Source organism: Micromonospora sp. NPDC047756 (genome assembly GCF_055587245.1).
Map to the genome: position 1 here is coordinate 450,305 of NZ_JBVJGQ010000001.1, position 23,135 is coordinate 473,439.

General features: G+C 71.6%; 24 protein-coding genes. 8 read left to right on the forward strand and 16 right to left on the reverse strand.

Features of this window, described 5'->3' with window-relative positions:
* Window positions 1–28: 28 nt before the first annotated feature.
* The 3 genes from ACZ6NZ_RS02085 to ACZ6NZ_RS02095 all read right to left on the reverse strand — a co-directional run bounded on the left by ACZ6NZ_RS02085 (window position 29) and on the right by ACZ6NZ_RS02095 (window position 3,427).
* Window positions 29–1,312 (reverse strand): MFS transporter, encoded by a 1,284-nt coding sequence (locus ACZ6NZ_RS02085; RefSeq protein WP_366605675.1) that lies wholly within the window; start codon window positions 1,310–1,312, stop codon window positions 29–31.
* A 71-nt stretch (window positions 1,313–1,383) separates the two neighbouring features.
* Entirely contained in the window at window positions 1,384–1,833 is a 450-nt protein-coding gene (locus ACZ6NZ_RS02090; protein ID WP_366605676.1) for a MarR family winged helix-turn-helix transcriptional regulator, read from the reverse strand.
* Between the two features lie 115 nt (window positions 1,834–1,948).
* The gene (locus tag ACZ6NZ_RS02095) at window positions 1,949–3,427 is read right to left on the reverse strand and encodes an NCS2 family permease (protein WP_465855007.1); all 1,479 of its coding nucleotides are present in this window, start codon (window positions 3,425–3,427) and stop codon (window positions 1,949–1,951) included.
* Between the two features lie 88 nt (window positions 3,428–3,515).
* Here ACZ6NZ_RS02095 and ACZ6NZ_RS02100 point away from each other — a divergent pair, with 88 nt between their 5' ends.
* Window positions 3,516–3,761, forward strand: a complete 246-nt coding sequence (locus ACZ6NZ_RS02100; RefSeq protein WP_091395273.1) for a DUF2530 domain-containing protein — start codon at window positions 3,516–3,518, stop codon at window positions 3,759–3,761.
* A 36-nt stretch (window positions 3,762–3,797) separates the two neighbouring features.
* Here ACZ6NZ_RS02100 and ACZ6NZ_RS02105 read toward each other — a convergent pair whose 3' ends face one another.
* Window positions 3,798–4,727, reverse strand: coding sequence for a DUF3027 domain-containing protein (locus ACZ6NZ_RS02105; RefSeq protein WP_465855009.1), 930 nt, complete (start codon window positions 4,725–4,727; stop codon window positions 3,798–3,800).
* Here ACZ6NZ_RS02105 and ACZ6NZ_RS02110 point away from each other — a divergent pair.
* Complete coding sequence (locus tag ACZ6NZ_RS02110) at window positions 4,726–6,327, forward strand: MFS transporter (protein WP_465855011.1); 1,602 nt, start codon at window positions 4,726–4,728, stop codon at window positions 6,325–6,327. The two genes, ACZ6NZ_RS02105 and ACZ6NZ_RS02110, sit on opposite strands and share 2 nt — an antisense overlap.
* A complete protein-coding gene (locus ACZ6NZ_RS02115; protein ID WP_465855013.1) occupies window positions 6,324–6,974 on the forward strand; it encodes a futalosine hydrolase in 651 nt (216 codons plus the stop codon). The genes ACZ6NZ_RS02110 and ACZ6NZ_RS02115 overlap by 4 nt, the downstream gene beginning before the upstream one ends.
* Window positions 6,975–7,079: 105 nt before the next feature.
* On the opposite strand, the gene ACZ6NZ_RS02120 is transcribed toward ACZ6NZ_RS02115, so the two are convergent.
* Entirely contained in the window at window positions 7,080–7,949 is an 870-nt protein-coding gene (locus ACZ6NZ_RS02120) for a helix-turn-helix domain-containing protein (protein WP_465855015.1), read from the reverse strand.
* A gap of 870 nt (window positions 7,950–8,819) precedes the next feature.
* Between ACZ6NZ_RS02120 and ACZ6NZ_RS02125 the strand changes: the two genes are divergently transcribed.
* Window positions 8,820–9,668 (forward strand): 1,4-dihydroxy-6-naphthoate synthase, encoded by an 849-nt coding sequence (locus ACZ6NZ_RS02125; RefSeq protein ID WP_465855017.1) that lies wholly within the window; start codon window positions 8,820–8,822, stop codon window positions 9,666–9,668.
* On the opposite strand, the gene ACZ6NZ_RS02130 is transcribed toward ACZ6NZ_RS02125, so the two are convergent.
* Window positions 9,629–10,015: a cold-shock protein gene (locus tag ACZ6NZ_RS02130; RefSeq protein WP_366605688.1), complete on the reverse strand. Its 387-nt coding sequence runs from the start codon at window positions 10,013–10,015 to the stop codon at window positions 9,629–9,631. The two genes, ACZ6NZ_RS02125 and ACZ6NZ_RS02130, sit on opposite strands and share 40 nt — an antisense overlap.
* Window positions 10,016–10,042: 27 nt before the next feature.
* A complete protein-coding gene (locus ACZ6NZ_RS02135) occupies window positions 10,043–10,666 on the reverse strand; it encodes an HAD family hydrolase (RefSeq protein ID WP_366605690.1) in 624 nt (207 codons plus the stop codon).
* Window positions 10,667–10,749: 83 nt separating this feature from the next.
* Here ACZ6NZ_RS02135 and ACZ6NZ_RS02140 point away from each other — a divergent pair, with 83 nt between their 5' ends.
* Window positions 10,750–13,233, forward strand: a complete 2,484-nt coding sequence (locus ACZ6NZ_RS02140) for a helicase-associated domain-containing protein (RefSeq protein ID WP_465855020.1) — start codon at window positions 10,750–10,752, stop codon at window positions 13,231–13,233.
* A 31-nt stretch (window positions 13,234–13,264) separates the two neighbouring features.
* Here the strand turns inward: ACZ6NZ_RS02140 and ACZ6NZ_RS02145 are convergent, their stop codons facing one another.
* Window positions 13,265–13,501, reverse strand: coding sequence for a hypothetical protein (locus ACZ6NZ_RS02145; RefSeq protein WP_366605693.1), 237 nt, complete (start codon window positions 13,499–13,501; stop codon window positions 13,265–13,267).
* Between the two features lie 97 nt (window positions 13,502–13,598).
* Window positions 13,599–14,477, reverse strand: coding sequence for a L,D-transpeptidase family protein (locus ACZ6NZ_RS02150; RefSeq protein ID WP_465855022.1), 879 nt, complete (start codon window positions 14,475–14,477; stop codon window positions 13,599–13,601).
* A gap of 172 nt (window positions 14,478–14,649) precedes the next feature.
* Here ACZ6NZ_RS02150 and ACZ6NZ_RS02155 point away from each other — a divergent pair, with 172 nt between their 5' ends.
* Entirely contained in the window at window positions 14,650–16,329 is a 1,680-nt protein-coding gene (locus tag ACZ6NZ_RS02155) for a DNA repair helicase XPB (protein WP_366605697.1), read from the forward strand.
* Window positions 16,330–16,777: 448 nt separating this feature from the next.
* Here the strand turns inward: ACZ6NZ_RS02155 and ACZ6NZ_RS02160 are convergent, their stop codons facing one another.
* Window positions 16,778–16,987 (reverse strand): GntR family transcriptional regulator, encoded by a 210-nt coding sequence (locus tag ACZ6NZ_RS02160; protein WP_449866822.1) that lies wholly within the window; start codon window positions 16,985–16,987, stop codon window positions 16,778–16,780.
* A gap of 515 nt (window positions 16,988–17,502) precedes the next feature.
* Between ACZ6NZ_RS02160 and ACZ6NZ_RS02165 the strand changes: the two genes are divergently transcribed.
* Window positions 17,503–17,769 (forward strand): hypothetical protein, encoded by a 267-nt coding sequence (locus tag ACZ6NZ_RS02165; protein ID WP_465855025.1) that lies wholly within the window; start codon window positions 17,503–17,505, stop codon window positions 17,767–17,769.
* A gap of 32 nt (window positions 17,770–17,801) precedes the next feature.
* Here ACZ6NZ_RS02165 and ACZ6NZ_RS02170 read toward each other — a convergent pair whose 3' ends face one another.
* A complete protein-coding gene (locus ACZ6NZ_RS02170) occupies window positions 17,802–18,374 on the reverse strand; it encodes a TetR/AcrR family transcriptional regulator (protein WP_465855027.1) in 573 nt (190 codons plus the stop codon).
* A gap of 89 nt (window positions 18,375–18,463) precedes the next feature.
* Between ACZ6NZ_RS02170 and ACZ6NZ_RS02175 the strand changes: the two genes are divergently transcribed.
* The gene (locus ACZ6NZ_RS02175; RefSeq protein WP_465855029.1) at window positions 18,464–18,835 is read left to right on the forward strand and encodes a DUF4267 domain-containing protein; all 372 of its coding nucleotides are present in this window, start codon (window positions 18,464–18,466) and stop codon (window positions 18,833–18,835) included.
* 80 nt (window positions 18,836–18,915) lie between these two features.
* Here the strand turns inward: ACZ6NZ_RS02175 and ACZ6NZ_RS02180 are convergent, their stop codons facing one another.
* The 5 genes from ACZ6NZ_RS02180 to ligD (ACZ6NZ_RS02200) form a co-directional block, all read right to left on the reverse strand.
* A complete protein-coding gene (locus tag ACZ6NZ_RS02180) occupies window positions 18,916–19,260 on the reverse strand; it encodes a type II toxin-antitoxin system HicB family antitoxin (protein WP_465855031.1) in 345 nt (114 codons plus the stop codon).
* A gap of 182 nt (window positions 19,261–19,442) precedes the next feature.
* Entirely contained in the window at window positions 19,443–20,138 is a 696-nt protein-coding gene (locus tag ACZ6NZ_RS02185; protein WP_465855033.1) for a hypothetical protein, read from the reverse strand.
* 159 nt (window positions 20,139–20,297) lie between these two features.
* Entirely contained in the window at window positions 20,298–21,050 is a 753-nt protein-coding gene (locus ACZ6NZ_RS02190) for a TIGR03089 family protein (protein WP_465855035.1), read from the reverse strand.
* A 228-nt stretch (window positions 21,051–21,278) separates the two neighbouring features.
* A complete protein-coding gene (gene ligD / locus ACZ6NZ_RS02195) occupies window positions 21,279–22,193 on the reverse strand; it encodes a non-homologous end-joining DNA ligase (protein WP_366605711.1) in 915 nt (304 codons plus the stop codon).
* Window positions 22,183–23,124, reverse strand: a complete 942-nt coding sequence (gene ligD / locus ACZ6NZ_RS02200) for a non-homologous end-joining DNA ligase (protein ID WP_465855037.1) — start codon at window positions 23,122–23,124, stop codon at window positions 22,183–22,185. Before ligD (ACZ6NZ_RS02200) ends, ligD (ACZ6NZ_RS02195) begins: the two co-directional genes overlap by 11 nt.
* Between the last annotated feature and the right edge of the window lie 11 nt (window positions 23,125–23,135).

Below are 23,135 nucleotides of genomic sequence, written 5' to 3' on the forward strand. Positions count from 1 at the left end.
CGGACGCGGCCGGAGCCGGTGGTAAACCTCAGCAGTCGGTGGAGGTGACGTAGAAGCGGGGCATCGGCAGCACCCGGAAACGCAGCCGGGCACCGGAGTGGCGGAGCTGCCAGGTGAGGGCGATCACCGCGGCGGCCAGCGAGATGAGCCCACCCATCCAGATGCTGGCACCGGCACCGTAGTGCTCCGCGACCCAGCCGATCAGCGGCGCGCCGACCGGGTTGGTGCCCAGGAACACCAGCACCCAGAGCGCCATCACCCGACCCCGGAAGGCCGCGTCCACGCCCAACTGGACCCGCTGGTTGGCGGCCTGGGCGAAGAAGACCATGAAGAAGCCGGTCGGCACCAGCAGGGCCACGACCAGCCAGTACGTCGAGGCGAGGCCGACCAGGGTGCCGAAGCTGGCGCAGGCGATCGCCGCGCCGAGCACCAGCCAGACCGACGGCCGGCTGCGCCGACCGGTGCCGCTGAGCGCGCCGCCGAGCGCGCCCACGGCCAGCGCCGTGCTGAACAGGCCGAAGGAGGCGGCACCGGTGTGGAAGACCGTCTTCGCCAGCGCGGCGAGGGTGAGCTGGAAGTTGAACAGCGACATGCCGATCACCGACATGACAGCCATCGGCAGCAGCAGGTCGGGGCGACGGAACACGTACCGCAGCCCATCGACGACCCGTGCGGACGCCCGCTCGTCGCGCGGCAGCAGGGCCTCGCGATGCAGGTCGGCCGTCCGCATCCGGACCACGTTGACCAGGGGCGCGACCGAACTGAGGGCGGTGAACAGGAAGACCGGGCCCACGTCGAACGCGGCGATCGCCAGGCCGGCGACGGCCGGGCCGACGATCCGCGCGGAGTTGAACACGGCGGCGTTCAGCGACAGCGCGTTGGGCAGCAGCGGCGTGCCGACGAGTTCGGAGACGAACGCCTGCCGGACCGGGGTCTCCACGGCGTTGGCCGTGCCGAGCAGCGCGGCGAAGGCGAAGACATGCCAGAGCTGCACCAGGTCGGTGAGGACCAGCACCGCCATGCCGAGCGCCAGCACACTCCAGAAGGCGTTGGCGACGAAGAGCAGCACCCGCTTGTCGTACCGGTCGGCGAGCCGGCCGGAGAACAGGGTGAGCAGGAGCACCGGGGTGAACTGGCAGGCGGTGACAACGCCGAGCGCGGTCGCCGAGTTGTCGGAGAGGTCGAGGACGAGCCAGTCCTGGGCGATGAACATCATCCAGACACCGATCAGTTTGATCAGTTGCCCGGATGCGAAGAGCCGGTAGTTGCGGACCTGTAGGGACTGGAACATCGTGCTCAGCTTCGCCTGCACTCTTGGTGCGCCTCCTCGGACGTACGCGTCATCGACAGGTGACGGCACGGACCCGGTGGCGCGGGCGCGGCTCAGGCGCGAGCGAGCTGCTGAAGAATCTGGGCGGCCCTCTGCAGGGTCTCCCGTTCGTCCTCGTCGAGCGCGGCCAGCCGGTGGGCCAGCCATTCGTCGCGGGCCCGCTCGAACTGGTCGAGCACGGCCTGCGCTCCTTCGGTCGCCGCGAGGATGACCTGCCGCCCGTCGGTCGGATGGGGTGTCCGCCGCACCAGGCCGCGGTCCTCCAGCTTCCCGACGATCTTGGTCATCGTCGGCGGCTGCACCCGTTCCACGTCGGCCAGCTCACGGGGTGTCATCGCGCCCGCCAGCCGCAGGCTGGTGAGCGCGGAGACCTGGGTGACCGTGAGGTCGCCGACCGGTCGGGCCTGTCGGACCCGCCGGTTGAGTCGGGTGATCGCATCACGCAGCTGGGGAGCCAGCTGCGCCGGTGGCACGCGTTCCGCCGTCACCGTCCGCTCCGTCACAGTAGTTAGCTTAACTAATGAGCATGGCTAACGACATCCGTTATGACCAGGCTCACGAGGGGGATTCGAATGGTACGGGCGGGGAATCCCGATCGACTCCCCGCCCGAACGTGCCTCAGAGCACCAGGGACTCGATCGGCCCACGCAGGAAGTACAGCACGAAGAGCGCGGCCACCCCGTACAGCAACGGGTGCACCTCCCGGGCCTTGCCCCGCGCCAGCTTGACCACCACGAAGGTGATCAGACCAGCGCCGATCCCGTTGGAGATCGAGTAGGTGAACGGCATCAACACGATGGTGAGGAAGGCCGGAATGGCGATCTCGTAGTCGGACCAGTCGATCGTCCGCACCGCGGTCATCATCAGGAACCCGACCACCACCAGGGCCGTCGACGCCGCCTCGAACGGCACGATCACGACCAGCGGCGCCAGGAACATCGCCAGCAGGAATAGCGCGCCGGTGACCAGGTTGGCCACACCGGTCCGGGCACCCTCCGCGACACCGGCGGCGCTCTCGATGTACGACGTGTTGCTGGAGGTGCTGGCCGCACCGCCGGCCGCCGCCGCGATCGAGTCGACCAGCAGGATCTCCTTGGCCTTCGGCGGGGTGCCCTGCTCGTCGAGCAGGCCACCCTCCTGGCCGACCGCGACCATCGTGCCCATGGTGTCGAAGAAGTCCGTGATCAACAGCGTGAAGATGAACATCAGTACGACCAGCCAGCCGGCCCGGCCCCACGAGTCCAACACATTGAACTTGCCGAGCAGCGACAGGTCCGGCAGGTCGACCACCGACTTCGGCAACTCCGGCACGTTCAGCGACCAGCCCTTCGGGTTGGGCTGACCGTTGACGAACGACGGGCCGATGTTGCCGATCGCCTCCACGACCACCGCCAGCACCGTCGAGGCGAGGATGCCGATCAGGATCGCGCCCTTCACCCGGCGGACCACCAGCACCAGCGTGATCAGCAGGCCCACCACGAACACCAGCATCGGCCAGCTCACCAGCTTGCCACCGATGCCCAGGCCGACCGGAACGGTGGTGTTGGCATCGTCCGGGATGCGTCGGACGAAGCCGGCGTCCACCAGGCCGATGATGGTCAGGAACAGACCGATGCCGACCCCGATCGCACTCTTCATCTGGGTCGGCACCGAGCGGAAGACAGCGGTGCGCAGACCGGTCAGCACCAGCACCGCGATGATCAGACCCTCGATCACCACCAGGCCCATCGCGTCTGCCCAGGTCATCTCGGGGGCGATCTCGTACGCCACGAGCGCGTTGACACCCAGACCGGCGGCGAGCGCCAACGGGAACCGGCCGACCACACCCATCAGGATGGTCATCAGGCCGGCGACCAGCGCGGTCGCGGCAGCCAGCGCGGGAATCGGGAGGCTCTTGCCGTCACCGTCGACGGCACCACCCAGGATCAGCGGGTTGAGCACCACGATGTACGCCATCGTGAAGAAGGTCGCCAGGCCACCGCGTACCTCACGGCTCAACGTCGAGCCGCGGGCGGAGATCTCGAAGAACCGGTCGAAACCGTTACGCGGATGGGCGGGATTGGAAGGTGTGCCGTTCTCGGGCGGCGCTACGGCCATCAGGTCCTCGCAGGTGATCTTCCAGTTGTCGCGCGCATCGTCCCAGATCGTCGATGGGCAGGGGAAGCAGATCCCGTACGCTTGCCGAATGCCGAACGAGCAGCCACCGCGGCCCGCACCACTGGATCCGCCGATGGTGCCGTTCGCCCTCGCCGGGTTGATCGCGTGGGCGGTGGCCGGGCTGGTCCTGCTGATCTTCTTCCGGGGCTGGCTGACCGACCACGGTCACCAGAACTGGCTCTGGACCTGCCTCGCCGGTTTCCTGTGGGGTTTCCCGGGCCTCGCGGTGATGATGCGGCACGACGCCAACCGACGACGTCGCCGCGCGAGGTGAGCCGGCCGCCGCGCCGGAGCACTCCGGCGCGGACGATCAGGAGTGCCCGTACGGCTCCGCCGGCTCAGCGGCCTCCACCGAGCCCGGCGCCCGGCTGACCGACATGGCCTCCACCGCGCTGTCGTCGTAGACAGTGGGCAGCTCGTCGACAGCGGTCTCGGCCGCCTCGATCAACGTCTCGGAGTGGGCGCCGCAACCGTGGTCGGCGCTCACCACCCGGCCGTCGTCGGGAGCGTAGAAGTTGCCGCACGCCCCGAATGCCTGCCGCATCGCACCGGCCAGCGGCAGGTAGAAGCCGCAGGTGCCGCAGCGGGCGGCGGCCGGTGCGGCGGACGAGATGGCCGCGGCGGGGCCGTGGTCACCGTCGTACCAGCGCTGCGCCGTGTCGATGCGACCCTCCCGGGAGAGCACGCGGGCGCGCCCGAGGCCCAACTCCCAAGCCGTCTCCTCGACCGCCGGGTCGTCGGAGAGCAGGTAACCGGGGACCAGTCGATCGTCGTCGGGCGAGGTCGGGAGCAGGTCACCCGGACCCAGGTCGCCCGGCTTGAGCCGCTCCTGCCAGGGCAGCCAGCCGGGCGCGAGCAGCGCGTCCGGGCCGGGCAGCAGAACCGTCTCGCAGATGGTCACCGTCTTGCTGCGCGGCACCCGGGTGACGGTGACCGCCCAGCGCCAGCCGTTGTAGCCGGCGAGGCGACATTCGAAGTAGTGGGTGACCAGCCGATCACCCTCGGCAACGACCTGCAGGTGGTCGCCGACATCGTCGGAGCCCACCTCGGTGATGCCGGCGCGGGCCACCTCGACGGCGGCGGCGCAGACCTGGTCGAGACGGGCGGCACGGGTGGAGGCGGGCCTGGTCACTCGACCATTGTTCCCCATGCGCCCCGCAGGGGTGACAGGGACTCCCGGGGAACCTTTCCCAGCGGTGGTGCGGCGTACCCGGATCAGATGGGCGAGGATGGTGCACATGCCGTCGTACTCCCGCTCCGGGCGATCCGTCCTCGGCCGGACCGTCGGCACTGGCATTCGCGCTGTTCGTCTGTTGTTGCGGGGTTCGATGGGTAGCGGCCGCTGGGTGACCCGCCGGGCCGGTCGGGCCCGCGCCCGGGGCGCCGGCGGCGAGGTCGGCATGGTTCGCCTGTTCGACCTGCACGCGCTCTCCTGCGCCGGTGACACCCTGATCGCCATCGGTCTGGCCGGCACGATCTTCTTCAACGTGCCGCTCGGCGAGGCTCGTAGCAAAGTCGCGCTCTACCTGCTGGTGACCATGGTGCCGTTCGCGATGCTCGCTCCGGTGGTGGGCCCGCTGCTGGATCACTTCCGGCACGGCCGGCGGTACGCCCTGGCGGCGACGATGCTCGGGCGCGCCTTCCTGGCCTGGTTGATCTCCGACTACATCCACGGCTTCGGGCTCTACCCGGCCGCGTTCGGGGTGCTCGCGCTCTCCCGGGCGTACGGGGTGGCCCGATCCGCGGCGGTGCCCCGGTTGCTGCCGGAGGGCCTGGGTCTGTCCCAGGTGGGTGCCCGGGCCAGCGTCTACGGCACTGTCGCGGGTGCGCTGGTGGCACCGATCGGGTTGGCCGCGTTCTGGTTCGGGCCGCAGTGGCCGCTGCGGGTCGCGTCGGTGATCTTCCTGGTCGGCATGGTGATCTCCCTGCGGCTGCCGCCGAAGGCCGACTCGGAGCCACCGGAGCGGGTCCCTCGGCCACTGCGCGCGCTGGGCCGCCGCCGTGGCGACCGGCCGCTGGGCCGGGGCCGACCGTCCGGCCGGCTGGTGATCGCCACCCTGATCGGCGCGGCGACGCTACGCGCGCTCTACGGCTTCCTGCTGCTCTTCCTCGCCTTCGCGATCAAGAAGGGCGACCTGACCACGGTGGTGTTCGGCCGGGATCTGGGCGCCGAATGGGCGTTGGGCGTGGTCGGCGGCGCGCTCGCGGTCGGCACCTTCCTGGCCACCGCCATCGGCACCCGGCTGCGCATCCACCGGCCGACCGCCATCCAGTCCAGCAGCATGATCATCGTGGCCGGGGTGGCGGTGCTCGCCGTCATCCAGTTCTCGCTGCTGATGGTCGCCCTGCTCTGCCTTGTCGCCGCGCTGGCCAGCGGGATAGCGAAGCTGGCAGTGGACGCCTCGATCCAGGAGCGCATCCCGGAACGGTTGCGGGCCAGCTCCTTCGCCCACTCCGAGACGGTGCTGATGCTCGCCTTCGTCGCCGGCGGCGGGCTCGGGCTGGTGCCGTTCGACGGCCGGATGGGCATCGCCGTGGCCGCCGGGGTCGGCGTACTGGCCGCGATCCGGGGTGTGCTGACCGCCGCCCGGCTGCGCGGTGAGAAGCTGGCCGGCCGACCGCTCGGTGACGACGAGCTGACCGAGGACGAGCCGGCGGACGAGCCCGGGGACCCCACGCCGACCTCACCGGCCCCGGCCCGGACCAGCTCACCGGAGTACGACGACCCGAGCCTCGCCCCGCCGGGCTACCACATCTACCGCCCGTCGTCGGCCGTTGGCGGCCCGGGTGGCGGGGCCGACGACGAGACCCGCCGCGAGTCTCCCGGCTCACTCTCGTGACCGGTCTGCTGGTGGTGACGGCGGTTCCCGCCGAGGCGGACGCGATCCGCGCCGGGCTGACCGACCCCGGGGTGACCGTCACCCCGATCGGTGTGGGCCCGGCCCTCGCCGGTGCCGCCACCGCACGGCTGCTGGCGCTGGCAGAGGCCGCCGGCCGCCCGTACCGTGCGGTGGTCAGCGCCGGCGTGGCCGGCGGCTTCACCGGGCGGGCCGAGGTCGGCGACACGGTGGTCGGCACCGCCAGCATCGCCGCCGACCTGGGTGCCGAGTCGCCCGACGGCTTCATCCCGGTCGACGAGCTGGGTATGCCGCCCGCGCTGCTGGGTGCGGGCAGCAGGGTGTCGGCGGACCCGGGCCTGCTGACGGCGTTGCGAGCCGCCCTCCCGACGGCCACGGCTGGCCCGGTGCTCACGGTCAGCACCGTCACCGGCACCACGGCCGGCACCGACGAGCTGCGCCGCAGGCATCCGGAAGCGGTCGCGGAAGCCATGGAGGGGTACGGCGTGGCGGTGGCCGCGGCGCAGGCCGGGGTGCCCTTCGCCGAACTGCGCACGATTTCCAACCCGATCGGCCCCCGCGACCGGGACGCCTGGCGGCTGCGCGAAGCCCTGGCCGCCCTGACCGCAGCAGCCCCGGCACTGCGCTGACCGGCACTGCGCTGACCCGGCACTGCGCTGACCGGCACTGCGCTGACCCGGCACTGCGCTGACCGGCACTGCGCTGACCGGGCACTGCGCTGACCCGGCCGACGGTCACCAGAAGCGGCGCTTGCCCGGCTGACCCAGGCGCAGTGCGGCGGTGCGGCGTGCCTCGATCTCGAAGCCGCACGCCAGCAGCAGGTCGGTGCCAGCTTGGTCGGCGACAGCGACCGCGTCGTCGATGCCCGCCTCGCGCATCCCGGTCACCAGCGCGGTGACCAGTCGTCGCCCGAGCCCCAACCGCCGATACCGGGGGTCGACAAGCACGCCGTCGAGCACCATCTCCCGCTCCGGCATGTCCGGATGCCACTCGCCGAATTGGAGGAACGGGCTGCGTTCATGGGCCCGCAGCTCACCAACCAGCTTGCCGTCGGGAAGCTCGGCGACGTAGCGCCAGCAGGTGGCCGGCAGGTCGCTGGCCAGCACCCGACGCACCTGCGTAGTCCTTCGGACCTCGGCACCCCACCTCCGGTTGTCGCGATAACGACGGTTCAGCTCGTACGCGGCCGGCGGCAGCGGGAGCGGATACCGCTCGGGCGGCAACCGGTACCACTCCGCCCACCAGGCGCCGGGCCAGTCCCGAGGCTCGTGGACCGGCCAGACGTCCAGGTGAGCCGGGTATCGACGGCCCGCCTCGTCCCGCATGTCGTCGTGCGGAACCGGCGTGGGTTCGGCGACGCCGGAGACGGCGGGTGGGATGCCGACGGCCAGCCTCCCGCCCGCCGCCCGGACGAGGCGTTCCACGGTCCGGAATCGGGGGTTGAGCGCCCGCCCCGACTCGATGCGGGCCAGCGTCGGCTGCGGCACCCCGGATCTCTCGGCCAACTGCCGCTGACTCAGATCGGCCCGCCGACGCAGAGCGCGGAGCGCCGGACCGAGATCGACCCCGCTGCTCTCGTCCGTGTGGTCACTCGCCTCGGTCACGGACCGATGCTCCCCGCTGGTCAGCGCACTATCAACACCCCAGGCAGAGCTGTGGATAAAGCTGTGGACAACCGCTCGGGTCGGTGGATGACCTACTCCGCAAACCCCCTATGGAGCTGAATCGTCTGCGACATCATCACGGCCTACGCCAACCAAAGGCGTTCGGAAGGCGCGGCCCCGCGTCACGACACCCGCGCCGACGGCACCCATGGGAAACACCGCACCCGTGGACGCCGCCGTGTCGCACCCCGCCACCGACTCCGCGCCACTGCTGCCCCCACGAGACCGCACCATCGCGGCCCGCACGGGGCCCGCCTTATCGCGGCCCGCACGGGGCCCGCACCATCGCGGCCCGCACGGGGCCCGCCTTATCGCGGCCCGCACGACGCCCACACCATCGCGCCCCGCACGACGCCCACACCATCACGGCCCGCACGGGGCCCGCACCATCGCGCCCCGCACCACCGCGGCCGCACGGCTCCGCGCCATCGCGGCCCGCACGACCCCGCACCACCCCGGCCCGCACAGCCCCGCACCACCGCGACCCGCACCATCACGGCCCGCACAGCCCCGCACCATCACGGCCCGCAGCACGACCTCGCATCGCTGCGGCCCCTGAGCCCAGCTTGATTCGTTTGCGGCATCAGCTCCAAAGGGAGTCCGAGGCAGGTGCCCGACCCCGGCGCTGAGGGGGCCGGCACCCACGCTGCCGCCGGGGACCGGCCACCGGCCACGCCGATGCCGCCAGCCACGCCATTAGCCGCAGGCCACGCCATTAGCCGCGGGCCGGTCGTCGCGGATCTCCGACGCGGATCACACCGGGCGGGGTGGGCGCGGGCCGCACGGCAGGCGCGGGTCTACCGTGAGGGTGTGGCGCTCTCCCTGGCGATCTCGCCCTGCCCCAACGACACGTTCGTCTTCCACGCGCTGGTACACGGGCGGGTGCCCGGCGCACCGCCGGTCGAGGTGACGTACGCCGACGTGGACGTCACCAACACGGCGGCCGAGCGGGGCGCGTTCGACCTGGTGAAGGTGAGCTTCGCGGCGCTGCCCTGGCTGCTCGACGACTATCACCTGCTGCCCTGCGGCGGCGCCCTCGGCCGCGGTTGTGGTCCGCTGGTGCTCACCCGGGGCGACCGCGACGGCGGCCCGGACCGCGCCGACCTGACCGGCGCCACGGTGGCGGTGCCGGGAGACCGGACCACCGCGTACCTGCTGTTCCGGCTCTGGTCGGCCGGACGGCCACCGGCCCGGATCGAGGTGGTGCCGTTCCACGAGATCATGCCGGGCGTGGCGGCTGGACGCTACGACGCCGGGCTGGTCATCCACGAGGCCCGGTTCACCTACCACCGGCACGGCCTGAGCGCCCTCGTCGACCTCGGCGAATGGTGGGAGGCCGACACCGGCCTACCCATCCCCCTCGGCGCGATCCTGGCCCGACGCGGGGCGGTCGACCCGCAGGCCGCGGCCGGCTGGGTCCGCGAGTCGGTCCGGCAGGCCTGGGCGGACCCGGCGGCCAGCCGGGAGTACGTGCTGGCGCACGCCCAGGAGATGGAGCTCGACGTGGTCGACCGGCACATCGGCCTCTACGTCAACGAGTTCACCGCCGACCTGGGCGAGGCCGGTTTCGCCGCGGTGGCGGCACTGCTCGACCGGGCCGCCACCGCCGGCCTGGTGCCTCAGACCTCCAGCTCGCGGGCCACCGCGTGGACCAGCTGAGCGATCTTCTGCGCGGCCTTCCTGTCCGGGTACCGACCCCGGCGCAGGTCCGGCTGGACCTTCGCCTCCAGCACCTTGATCATGTCTTCGACCAGGCCGTGCAGTTCCTCAGCCGGACGACGGCGCAGCTCCGACATCGACGGCGGCGCGTCCAGCAGCTTGACCCCCATGGCCTGCGAGCCCCGGCGGCTGTCCACCACGCTGAAGTCGACCCGCTGGCCACCCTTGAGGTCGGTGACACCCGCCGGCAGCGCCCCCTTGGGCAGGAACACGTCGCCGCCCTCGTCACTCGTGACGAAGCCGTATCCCTTGGCCGTGTCGTACCACTTCACTCGACCCGTAGGCACCTGAAAACCCCTGCTTCACTTGAGCCGCTACTGCTCCAAGGCTAGCTGGATCATCCCGTCGAGCGCCGCTGGGAATTCGGTGAGCTCGTCCAGCACCACTTCCGCCCCGGCCGCGCGTAGCTCATCGGAGGAGCACGGGCCGGTCGCCACGCCGATGCCGGGCACCCCGGCCGCAGCCGCCGCCACCATGTCCGCGACATGATCACCGACATAGTGGGTAGCGCCGTGCTCCCGCAGAGCTGTCGCCTTCTGCTCGGCGAACAGGTCGCCGGCCAACTCGTCGACAGTGAGACCGAGGTGGTCCAGGTGCAACCGGGCCAGCCGGCCGATCTTGGACGTGACGACCAGCACCCGGCCACCGCGCGCACGGATCGCCTCGATGGCCTCCCGCGCGCCGGGCAGCAGAAGCGTCGGGGTGATCGCGTACGCCGGGTACAGCTCGCGATACACCCGCACGGCCGACTCGACCTGATCCGGCGGGAACCAGTGCGCGAGCTCGGTACGCAGCGGCGGCCCGAGCCGGGACACCGCCAGCTCGGCGTCGACCGGCACACCGGTCCTCGCGGTCAGCGCCCGGTACGCCGCGGCGATGCCGGGGCGGGAGTCCACCAGGGTCATGTCGAGGTCGAATCCGACGGTCAGTGCGGGCATGTCGAGAAACGTACCGGCTACTCCCGGTCGACCGGACGTCCGAGGGGCGCGGAAGCCCGGTGCCGGGCTAGCGTGGAAAGACGATGACCACCTCACTCGCCGACCACCTGCGGTCGCTGCCCGACGAGTCACTGGCCGCACTCCTTCAACTGCGGCCCGACCTCGTCGTGCCCGTGCCGGCCGACGTCTCCGCCCTGGCCATCCGGGCCCAGTCCCGGGTCTCCGTGGCCCGCGCGCTGGACGGTCTGGACCAGTTCACCCTCCAGATCCTCGACGCCGCCCGCCTCACCCGGAACCCGGACGACGCCACCACGGCCACCGACACCGTGCTGGCGATGGCGACCGCCGGGCCGCACCCGCCGGCTCCGACGGCCGTCCGGGCCGCCGTGGGCCGACTGCGTGCGCTCTTCCTGCTGTACGGCCCGGAGCATGCGCTCCAGGTGTTGCCCGCCGTCGACGAGGTCTCCCCGTACCCCGCTGGGCTCGGCCGGCCGGCCGCGGAGCTGGACCCGCGCGCGGCCGCGCTCTGCGCGGACCCGGCGAAGCTGCGACGGACCGTGCTCGCCGCCCCGCCCTCAGCCCGGGCGATCCTGGACCGGTTGGCGGCCGGCCCGCCGGTGGGCAGCGTGCCGCCGGGGGCGTTGCAGGCGCCGCCGCTCGGCGCGGCGGACCCGGTCCTCACCGACCCGACGAACGGTGGCGCGCCGACCGGCTCCCCGGTGCGGTGGCTCGTCGACAACCGACTGCTGGTCCCGGCGACGACCGGTTCGTCCCCGGCCGGCGCAACGGTGGAGCTGCCCCGCGAGGTCGGCCTGCTGCTGCGCCGCGACAGCGGTCCCCTCGGGCCACTGCGTACCAGCCCACCGCCGGTGGCCGCCGCGCCACGGGAGCCGAAAGCGGTCGACTCGGCCGGAGCCGGGCAGACCATGGAGGTGGTCCGGCACACCGAAGGGCTGCTGGAGCAGCTCGCCGAAGAGCCCGCGCCGGTGCTGCGTTCGGGTGGCATCGGTGTCCGGGACCTGCGCCGGTTGGCGCGTACCGCCGGGCTGGACGAACCGACCACCGCGCTGCTGCTGGAGGTGGCGTACGCGGCGGGGCTCCTCGGTGAGCTGGAGATGCCCGGTGCGACCACCGGCCGGTACGGGGCGGATCAGCAGGTGCTGCCGACCGGCGGGTACGAGGTGTGGCGGGCCGCCTCACTGGCCCAACGGTGGGAGCAGCTCGCCCGAGCATGGCTGACCATGACCCGACAGGTGGGGCTGGTGGGCCGCCGTGACGACCGGGACCGGCCGATCACCGCGCTCTCCGCCGAGGCCGAGCGGGCCAGCGCGCCGGCCACCCGACGGGCGGTGCTCGGCGTACTCGCCGATCTGGAGCCGGCGACGGCGCCCACCCCGGAGGAGGTGCAGGAGCTGCTGGACTGGCGGGCTCCCCGTCGCAGCCGGGGCCGGGACGCCGCACACCGGGAGGTGCTGGCCGAGGCCGCACAGCTGGGCGTGACGGGGCTGGGGGCGCTGACCTCGTACGGTCGGCTGCTGCTGGGGGACCTGACGTCGACCGACGAGCGGGGCGACGACCCGCTGGGCGTGCACGCCGACGTCGAGAGCGGCGACCCGTCCGGTACCGCGCGGGCGCTCGACGCTTTGCTGCCCGCACCGGTCGACCACTTCCTGGTGCAGGCCGACCTGACAGTGGTGGTGCCCGGCCCGCCGGAGCCGGCGCTCGCCGTCGAGTTGGAGGCGATGACCGAGCTGGAGTCGGCCGGCGGGGCCAGCGTTCACCGGGTCACCACGGCGAGCGTGCGACGGGCCCTGGATTCCGGCTACACGGCCGACGACCTGCACGACGTGTTCCGGCGTCGGTCACGTACCCCGGTGCCGCAGGGGCTCACCTACCTGATCGACGACGTGGCCCGTAAGCACGGCGGGCTGCGGGTCGGCCTGGCCGGGGCGTACCTCCGCAGCGACGACGAGACGCTGGTCAGTGAGGTGTTGGCCGACCGACGGCTGGAGTCGTTGGCGCTGCGCCGGCTCGCGCCCACGGTGCTGTGTACGCAGTACCAGGTCGGTCGGCTGCTGGGTGCGCTGCGCGACGCGGGGTACGCCCCGGTGCAGGAGGACGGCACCGGCAGCACGGTGCTGGCCCGGCCGCGAATCCGTCGGGCCCCGCCCCGGGTGTCGGTGACCACCCGGACGATCGATCCGCTGGCCGCCCCGAAGCTGCCCATGCCCCGGCTGCTCGGTGTGGTGGAGCACATCCGGCGCGGCGACGCGGCGGCACGGGCCGCCCGACGGGCGCCTGCCGTGGTGCGCGGCGGTGCGCCCGGGCTGGGCGGCGGCCCGGTGCCGGCGCACACCCACAGCGAGGCACTGGCGGTGCTCCAGCAGGCGGTCCGGGACAAGGCGCTGGTCTGGGTGGGCTACGTCGACGCGCACGGGGCGACGGCGTCACGCCTGCTCAAGCCGGTCTCCATCGGTGCCGGTTACCTGCGGGCCGAGGACGAACGGACCGAGATGCTGCACACGTTCGCGCTGCACCGGATCACCGCGGCGGTGGTGGCGGACTGACCGACGGCGCCACCGCGCGGACGCCGTCCGGTCAGCGGCGGCTGCGGCGTACGGTGCCGACCACCGAGATGATCAGCAGCAGTGCGAAGCCGGCACCGGCGGACTCGCCGACCGAGTCGACGAAGCCCTGCTCGAGCACCAGCCAGCCGAAGAGGAACCACCCGAGCAGCAGTGTCGCCGCGACGGCGTACGCGATCACCGTCGCTCGGGACACCTCGTCGGGTGGTGCGTGTTCGTGCTCCGCGATCACGTCACGGTCGACCGTCATACCCAGCCTCCCCGCCCGGTCCGGCCCTGGACTCCAAGGGTGACACTCGTTGGTCCGGTCGGACAGGGGGTTACCGCCGCGATTCGCTCCGTGTCACTCAGGTGCCGGGGCGTCGGCCGATCAGCACCACCCGGGTGCCGACCTTGCCCAGCTCCCACATCCGGACGGCGTCGGCGTGCAGCAGGTTGACGCAGCCGTGCGAGCCGATCGACTTGTCGTGCAGGTAGGTGGTGGTTTCGTGGAAGCCCATCCCCTGGGTGAAGTGCTGCCAGTACGGCAGCCACACCTCGTACGGGTTGGACCATTCCTTGGGGTTGCGGTAGTTGACGGCGTACGTGCCGGCCGGGGTGCGGTAGCCGGACATGCCGGTACGGGTCACCGTCGGCTCCATGATCACCTTGCCGCCGCGCAGCGCCCAGACGGTCTGTCGGGTGAGGTCCACGCAGAACGTGGTGCCGGTGCCGGCCTTGCAGCGGGTCGTGTCGGTGGTGGCGAGGCGCTGGGCCACGTCGAGGGTGGTCGGTCCGGCGCGACCCTCGACGGGGCGAATGCCGTACCTCTTCTGGAACTTCTTGATCGCCGCGCAGTCGGCGGCGGACTGCCGGCCGTCGACTGTCACCGCCCCGAACCCGCCCAACCGGGCCAGGTGGGTCTCCACCGCCCGCTGGTGCTGCCCCTGGGGGCAGCCGGCGACTGTCGGCGTACCGGTGCCGGGGGTGGTGGTGGGTGCCGCGCGGGTCGGCTTCGGCTTGGGTTTCCGGGAGGGTTTGGTGGTGGGCGCGGCCGGGGTGGGCCGGCCGTGCTGGTCGGGCCCGGACGTGTCGCCCGCCCCCGTTGCCTGTTCCGCCGCACCGGCCGGGGCGGCTCCCCCGCCACCACTCCCGCCGGACTGCGGATCGAACGCGCACGCTCCCGCGCCGACCAGCACGACCACCACGAGGGCAACCAGCCGGGAGGCGATGCGGAACTGCTCCATGGGCCCTCCCCAGACAGTCGTCCCTTTACTAGACGTTCGTAAGTGCCGTCACGGTTGCGCCCGGTGAGCATCTTTCTTCCACCGTCCCGCATCGTGCAACACTGGATGGTCGGCCAGCAGCGGGTATGCCACCCGTTCCGGCCGGTCGGCCAACCGAGGAGAGGACGCTGGCGTGAGCGGTGGACCACTGATCGTGCAGTCGGACAAGACCCTGCTGCTGGAGATCGACCACCCCGACGCGCAGGCCTGTCGGATGGCGATCGCGCCGTTCGCGGAGCTGGAACGCTCGCCGGAGCACGTGCACACCTACCGGCTGACCCCCCTGGGTCTGTGGAACGCCCGCGCGGCGGGGCACGACGCCGAGGGGGTGGTGGATTCGCTGCTCAAGTACTCCCGCTATCCGGTGCCGCACGCGCTGCTGGTGGACGTGGCCGAGACGATGGACCGGTACGGCCGCCTCCAGCTCGCCAACGACCCGGCGTACGGGTTGGTGCTGCGCGCACTGGACCGGCTGGTGCTGATCGAGGTGGCCAAGAGCAAGAAGCTCGCCGGGATGCTCGGCGACAAGATCGACGACGACACCATCCGGGTGCACCCGTCCGAGCGTGGCCGGCTCAAGCAGGCGTTGCTCAAGCTGGGCTGGCCGGCGGAGGACCTGGCCGGTTACGTCGACGGTGAGGCGCACCCGATCGAGCTGGCCGAGGCCGGCAAGGACGGGCGCAAGCCGTGGACGCTGCGCTCGTACCAGCGGGAGGCCGTGGAGGCGTTCTGGGCCGGCGGGTCGGGGGTGGTGGTGCTGCCCTGCGGTGCCGGCAAGACCCTGGTCGGCGCGGCGGCGATGGCCGAGGCGAAGGCGACCACCCTGATCCTGGTCACCAACACGGTCGCCGGCCGGCAGTGGAAGCGGGAGCTGATCGCCCGCACCTCACTGACCGAGGAGGAGATCGGCGAGTACTCGGGCGAGCGCAAGGAGATCCGTCCGGTCACCATCGCCACGTACCAGGTGCTCACCTCGCGGCGCGGCGGCGCGTTCACCCACCTGGACCTCTTCGGGGCCCGCGACTGGGGCCTGGTGGTCTACGACGAGGTGCACCTGCTGCCCGCGCCGATCTTCCGGTTCACGGCGGACCTCCAGGCCCGCCGCCGGCTGGGCCTCACCGCGACCCTGGTACGCGAGGACGGCCGCGAGGGCGATGTGTTCAGCCTGATCGGGCCGAAGCGGTACGACGCGCCGTGGAAGGACATCGAGTCGCAGGGCTGGATCGCTCCGGCCGAGTGCACCGAGGTCCGGGTGACCCTCACCGACGCGGAGCGGATGTCGTACGCGACGGCGGAGGCCGAGGAGCGGTACCGGATGGCGGCGACCGCCCGCACCAAGCTGCCGGTGGTCAAGGCGCTGGTCGACCGGCACCCGGACGACCAGGTGCTGGTGATCGGCGCGTACATCGACCAGCTGCACGAGCTCGGCGAGTACCTCGACGCGCCGATCATCCAGGGCTCGACCACGAACAAGGAACGGGAGCGGCTGTTCGACGCGTTCCGGTCCGGCGCGCTGCGAACCCTGGTCATCTCGAAGGTCGGCAACTTCTCCATCGACCTGCCCGAGGCGGCGGTGGCGATCCAGGTGTCCGGGACGTTCGGCTCACGCCAGGAGGAGGCGCAGCGGCTCGGGCGGGTGCTGCGGCCGAAGGCCGACGGCCGGCAGGCGCACTTCTACACGGTGGTGTCCCGGGACACGATCGACACCGAGTACGCGGCACACCGGCAGCGCTTCCTCGCCGAGCAGGGGTACGCGTACACGATCGTCGACGCCGACGACGTCCTCGGCCCGAAGCTGCCCACCGTCGACTGACCTCCGCGCGACCTTGATCGACTCGCTTTCCAGGAAGTCGCGGTGTCCGGGGCGCTCTGATGCCCCGCTTTCCTGGAACCCGAATCGATCAGCGCGGTGCGCGCGGGGCAGCGCGGTGGGCGCGGGCAGCGCGGTGGGCGCGGGCAGCACGGGGGGCGCGGGCAGCACGGGGGGCGCGGGCAGCACGGGGGGCGCGGGCAGCACGATGGCGCGGACCACGGCGCGGGAACGGGATGTCACTCGCGCTCGCTGTGGAGCTGATGTCGTAGACGAATCAGTCGCCCGCGTGGGGCCGCCAGCAGCACGCGGTAACTGTCGTCCGCGCCACCCTGCCCGTGCCGCTGGTCCCTCACTCCAGATCTTGGACACTTTCCGTCACGTCTGAACGGAAACTTTCCAAGATCTCGACGACCTCGCGCTCCGGCGTGTTCCAGGCAGTCAACGAGCGTCAGCGCTTGCGGGACTCCGCGACGAAGACCCCGCGCCCCGGACGACCGACAAGCACGCCCTCTTTCCGCAGCTTGGCCACCGCACGACTGATCGTTGACTGCGAGACGTCGTACTCGTCTGCCAGCACGCGCCCGGACGGCAGCTGGGACCCAGGCGAGTAGGTCCCGCTCTTGATCTTCTTCAAGAGATCGTCGAGCAGCTCGTCCATCGTGGGCGGGATAGGCACGTGGAGCCCCTTGCAGTCGGTTGGCTCGCCCAGTATTGATCAGCCGCTTCGAGGCAGGCAACGTATGTAGCGTGAGTGACGTAGGTGAGTAGATGACTCAAAGACGTTCTTGACATAGGTGACTCAGTATCGATAGCGTCGCTCTCGGTGATGTGGTGCTGCTGCGGTCGGTTGGCGCCTCTCGTGACGGCCTCGCATCCCGCCAAGATCCGAACCGCCGAGACCCACCCGTCTAGATCGGAACCGCCGAGACCCCACCCGCCGCGCTCCCCCGGCGCGGTCCCGCTGCCGTACCCCCCGGACGGCGGCGGACGGGCGGTCTCCGCCGAGCGCAACCGGCGGAGACCGCCCCTCCACGTCGATTCCATCCGACGAAGGGCAGCCACCGTGCGCAACCAGACCAGTCGACTGGCGAGCCGGCACGACGAGCCACCTCCGACGAGAGGGCGGTAAAAGCGGCCGCAGCCCCGGCAGCTCCCCGAACAGTGCCGCTACCGATGAGCGAACGCTGGGTGATCCACCTGCCGATCATCGCGCCCGACCTGCTGCGCGCCCGGATCTTCGCGCGTACCGCAGCTCGGGTGTTGGTCCGGCTCAGCGCGCGGGTCGAGCCGGGCGGGGTGACCATCTCGGCTGAGGACCAGCAGGGCGTACGACATTGGGTGTTCTGTGATCGGGCACTGCCCGGCGGGAGGCGGTGCGCCCTGCCCACCGACCACCTGTCGCCCTGCGCCCGCCGCACACTCCGGCCCGGCGGTCAGTGAACTCAGAGCGCGCCCGACCCTGTCGCCGACGCTCATTGGGAGAAGCGGTCTACCAGGACCGCGAGCCGGCGGTCGTGGTCGGCGCGGCGGAGCCGGCCGCTGCGCATCAGCGTGACCAGCCCGTGCAGGCCGCTCCAGAACGTCTCGGTGACCGCCTCCAGGTCGTCGTCCCCGACGAATGGGCGCACCGTCTCGGCCAACTCGGCGAAGCCCCGGGCCAGGTCGGTCGGCACGTCCTGGCTGGCGAACGGCAGGTCCACGGCGAGGGTGAACATCGCGTCGTAGATCGCGGGGCGCTGCTCGGCGAAGGCGGCGTACGCCGCCGCGACGTCGGCGACCGCCTGACGGGCGTCGGCGGCCGACGCTCGGGCCGAGACGAGCGTGGCGGCCAGTTCGGCGAAGCCCTCGACGGCTACCGCCGCCATGATGGCGTCCTTGCCCTTGAAGTGGCTGTAGAGGACGGGCTGGCTGTACTCGATCTCGGCCGCCAGCCGCCGGGTGGTCACCGCGTCCCAGCCCTCCGCCAGGGCCAGGCCGCGGGCCGCGGTGATGATGGCCTGCTCCCGTTCGGCCCGTTCGCGCTCCCGGCGTCCCTGCGTCGACATGACCACAACCCTAGCACTGCTAGCAGTTCTGCCGATGCTCTGTTAGCGTCGCTCTTACATCTAGCAGCGCTAGGAACTGGAGCGGACTCATGCTGTCCTTCATCGCCTACGGGCTCGCCGTCGTACTCAGCCTCTTCGTCGTCTTCATCGGTGCGCGGTTCCTGCTGGTACCGCAGGCCGCCGCCGCCGGGTACGGCGTGCCGGCCCGCCCGGACGGCGACCCCGCCTACCTGGCGGTCAAAGGGCTGAAGGACCTCACGTTCGGGCTGCTCGGCCTCGCCCTGATCGCCTTCACGACCGCCCACGCGGTCGCGTGGTTCATGCTGGTCGTCGCGCTCGTCCCGCTGGGCGACACCGTCATCGTGCTACGGAACGGCGGAACGAAGGCTGTGGCATTCGGCATCCACTTCGCCACCGCCCTCGTCGTCCTCCTCAACGCCGCCCTGCTGTTCGCCCTCTGACCGCGCTTCCTGGTGACATGTCCAGCGGTAGGAGCGCTCGGGTCGACCTTCGCGTTCAGCAAGTGGAAGCATGGTCGCCGTCAGGCGGTGCGGAGCTTGCGCAAGACGTACTGGTTGAGGCTCATCCCGTCTTCGGCAGCCTGAATTGCGAGTTCGCGGTGCAGGCTCTCCCCGACGCGGAGGTTGAACTTGCCCGAGTAGTTCCGCTCGGCCAACGGCTGCGGCACCTGCTCTCCCTCATCCTCCATGTCGGCCACAGTTTCTCTTAGCAAGTCCTGCAAGCCCTTCAGGGCATCGATCTGCGAAGGCGCCAGCCAGGAGAGGGATGGGAACTCGGCGCAGGTAGCGACAAATTCGCGATCCTCGACGGACCAGGTGACGCGGTAGGTGTAGTGGGACACCTCAGGACGGGATTCGGTCTCCATCACGAGGCCTCCTTCTTGTCGATCGCCTTGATCACTTGCTGTACTGGTACTACTGGCGGTACCACAGTAGCGACACCTCGCTTGATCGACTCACTGCCGAATATCGCGGGGTCCGGCAGCACCCGGATGCCCCGGTCTCGCGGGAACCGGGCGATCAAGGCGGAAGGCGTGCGCCGGACGCGCTAAGACGTGGGGGGTGGGCACCGGTCGGGGAGGGTGACCTCGCCGGGGCGGTGGTGGAAGGTGTCCATGGTGAACCATTCGTCCAGCTCCGGGTCGAAGAGGTTCTGCAGGCCGAACTGCAACACCTGCCACCACCGGCTCGGGTCGTGCCGGTCGACGTAGATGTCGCCGAGCGCGATCGGGAACCGGAAGAACTCCCCTGGCACCGCGGAGCCGCCGACCACCCCGACCCGCCAGTGGTCGACATGCCGGTCTGTCGGTCCCTGCAGGATCTCCGGCCCCACGTAACGAGCGGTCTTCAGCTTGTCGTTGAAGATCTGCCGGTTGAAGAACCCCGGCACCTTGCTGCACGCGCGGGGCGGGAACAGCGGGATGTTCGGCCACTTGTAGGTGAGCGTGTAGAGCGTGTTCTCGTAGATCAGGTTCGTGAACCAGATCGGGTGGTCCGGGCCGCCGGCAATCATCTGACTGTTGCCGTTCCGGCCCTGCCAGGAGAACGGCACGTCGATGCCGAGGTCCCGCACGACGTACCGGCCGGTGCCCTGGAAGTCGGCGGGGAGCAGCGGCGGGCGCGGCTCACGCGGGTCAGGGCCCGTGGGCCCGTCGGCCTGGGCCGCGCGGGGCAGCGGCGCCGCCGCCGGGCCGGGCACGACCACCCCCAGGGCGAAGAGTCCACCGGCCACCGCCGCGACCACAACCCGAGGTGTACGCCTCGAAGCCATCGACCCCCCGCCGGTGTGCACAGTGGCCGCGCCCGGACCCTCGCGCGTGCCTTCGGCGAAGCGTATGAGCAGGAGAAATGTGAGAGCTGACGGAAGGCAGCGGCTCCACCGGTCGGGTGACCCGGGACAGCCTCAGAGGACGCGGGTGACGCGTTCCGCGGTGGCGATCGCGTCCCGTCGCGCCGGGTCCAGGTTGGCGCTGATCACCACTGACGCGCCGGCCGAGAGCGGTGCCAGCAACCACTTCAGCGGCTGCTCGGTTTCGGCGGCGTCGACCAGCAGGCGGTCGCCGGGGCGCAGGTCCAGCATCGTGGCGAACTCCTGGGCGAGCGCACCCCACTGACCGTAGGTGGTGCCGTCGGCGGTGGCCGGGTCCGACGGGTGGATGGCGGTGTGGTCGGGCGTGCCGTCGCCGTGCCGGAGCACCTCGGCGGACCAGTCCAACCAGCCCAACGGCACGTCGTCCAGCCGTCCCGGGCCGGTGCCGACGAGGTAGCGGTGCGGCGCGTCCGGCACGTCCTCCAGCCAGTCGTCCTGCCGCTCCGGCGTCACGAAGACCGCATCGAACGGCCGGTCGCCGCCCGGTTCGAGCACCGCCAGGCCCGCCGTGGCGCGCGGCCGGAACGACACCGCCAGGCCCGAGGCCCAAGCCCCCAACAACACAGCGGCGGTACGCCAGTGCGGCGGCAGCAGGACCGCTACGCGGCTGCCGGGGCCGAGGCCGCAACCGTCCCGCAGCAGGCCGGCGCTCCGGGCCGCCCACTGGCCGACCTGCTGGGCGGTCAGGTCGACGCGCTCGCCGGTCGCCTCGTCGCGGTAGCTGAGCAGCGGGCGCTCGGCCTCGACGGGCCGGGCCGCCAGGTCGGCCGTGTCGGTTGGCTGCATCTCCACGCTCCCCGGGTCGACGTGGGCACCACCCTACTCACCGACTTTGGTAGCGCCGGTCGTCGGCCGACGGCCGCATCGGTCGGCCGGGTGGCCCGCACACGATGGGCGATGGCCCCCGAAACACCACCGAGGAGCGCCGATGCCGCAACTGAGCTGTGCAGCCGATCCGGCCCGGCGTCCGCAGGCGTGGACGCCGGGCCGGGCGGTTCCTACCGTCGGTGCCCGTCAGCGGGTGGGCAGTTCCGGGCCGCCGTCGAGCAGGGGGCCGAGCAGGTCGTCGTACTCCTCGACCCGGGCCAGAACCTCGGCGGCGGTGAACTGGCGGACGGCCGGCTTCCGGCCGCGCGCGCCGGCCTCCACCTCGTCCCAGGTCAGCGGCGTCGACACCGACGGCACCGACTGGGCCCGCAGCGAGTACGGCGCCACTGTGGTCTTCGCCGCGTTGTTCTGGCTCCAGTCGATGAAGACCTTGCCCGGTCGAAGGTTCTTCGCCATCTTCGACACGATCAGCTTCGGGTGGGCCGTCTCCAACTCCTGCGCGATCCGCCGGGCGTAGTCGGAGACGAGGTCGGACGACTGGGTGCCGGCGATCGGGCAGCAGAGCTGCATGCCCTTCTTACCGGACGTCTTCGGGTACGACTCGATGCCGTCCTCGGCGAGGCGGTCGCGCATCAGCACCGCCACCGGGCAGCACTCGGCGAGCCCGGCCGGCGGGCCCGGGTCCAGGTCGACGACCATCATGTCCGGGTGCTCGCCCACCTTCCACTGCGGTGTGTGCAGCTCCAGGGCGGCCAGGTTGGCCAGCCAGACCAGGGTGGGCAGGTCGTCGGCGACCACGTAGTCGATGGTCTCCCGGCCCTTCGTCGACCCGGGCGCCGGCAGGTTCTCCACCCGCACCCAGTCCGGGGTCGCGGCCGGCGTGTTCTTCTCGAAGAACGACTTGTCGTCCACCCCGTTGGGGAAGCGGATCCGGGTGACCGGTCGGTCCCGCAGGTGCGGCAGCAGTACCGGCGAGATCCGGGTGTAGTAGTCGATCACCTCGCCCTTGGTGAACCCGGCCGCCGGGTAGAGCACCTTGTCCAGGTTGGACAGCTCCAGCGCGCGACCCTCGACGTCCACCCGTAGCCGGTCAGCCGGCATCGTCGACCTCCTCCGGAGGCTTGTCCGGGCGCAACCGCAGCACCCGGGGGAAGCGCAGCCGGCCGTCGGGGGTGCGCTGGCCGTACTTCACCTCCACCACCACCTGGGGTGTTACCCAGATGGCGCTCCGCGCATCCTCGCGCGGCACCCCCGGCGCGAACGGTGACACGCCGGAGCGCAGCGGCTCCAGCTCGGTGAGGAGCTGCCGCTCGATGGCCGCGCCGATGCCGCCGCCGACCCGACCCCGGTAGATCAGTTGGCCGTCCGGGCCGGGCACCCCGACCAGCAGCCCGCCGATCCGGCGCGCGCCCGGTCGCCAACCGCCGATGACGAAGTCACCGGTCACCTCCAGCTTGACCTTCACCCAGTCCGGCGAGCGCACCCCCGGGCGGTAGACGGCCCCGGAGCGCTTGGCCATCACACCCTCCAGGCCGTGCTCCCCGGCCGCCTCGTAGGTCGCCGGGCCGTCGGTGAACATCGGTGGCACCGCCCACCGGAGGCCACCGAGCGCCAGCGCGTCCAACGCCTCGCGGCGACGCTCGTACGGCCAGCCGGTCAGGTCGTCGCCGTTCAGCCGGAGCAGGTCGAAGATCATGTACGTCACCGGCATGACCGCTGCCAACCGGGCCGCCTTGACCCGGTCCCGGACGTGCATCCGCTCGGCCAGCGCGGTGAACGACGGCTGCCCGTTCTGGCCGAGCAGCACCACCTCACCGTCGAGCAGCGCGTCGTCGACCTGTTCGGGCAGGGTCGCCAACTCCGGGTACGCGGCGGTGATCTCGACGCCGGAACGGGCATACAGGTGTTGACCGCCGCCGGAGATGTCGGCCAGGGCGCGGACGCCGTCCCACTTGAACTCGTACGCCCAGCCGTCGCCGGCCGGCAGCGGCCCGGTCATCGCGAGCATCGGCTTGAGCGGCGCTCCGGGCACGACCCGAATTG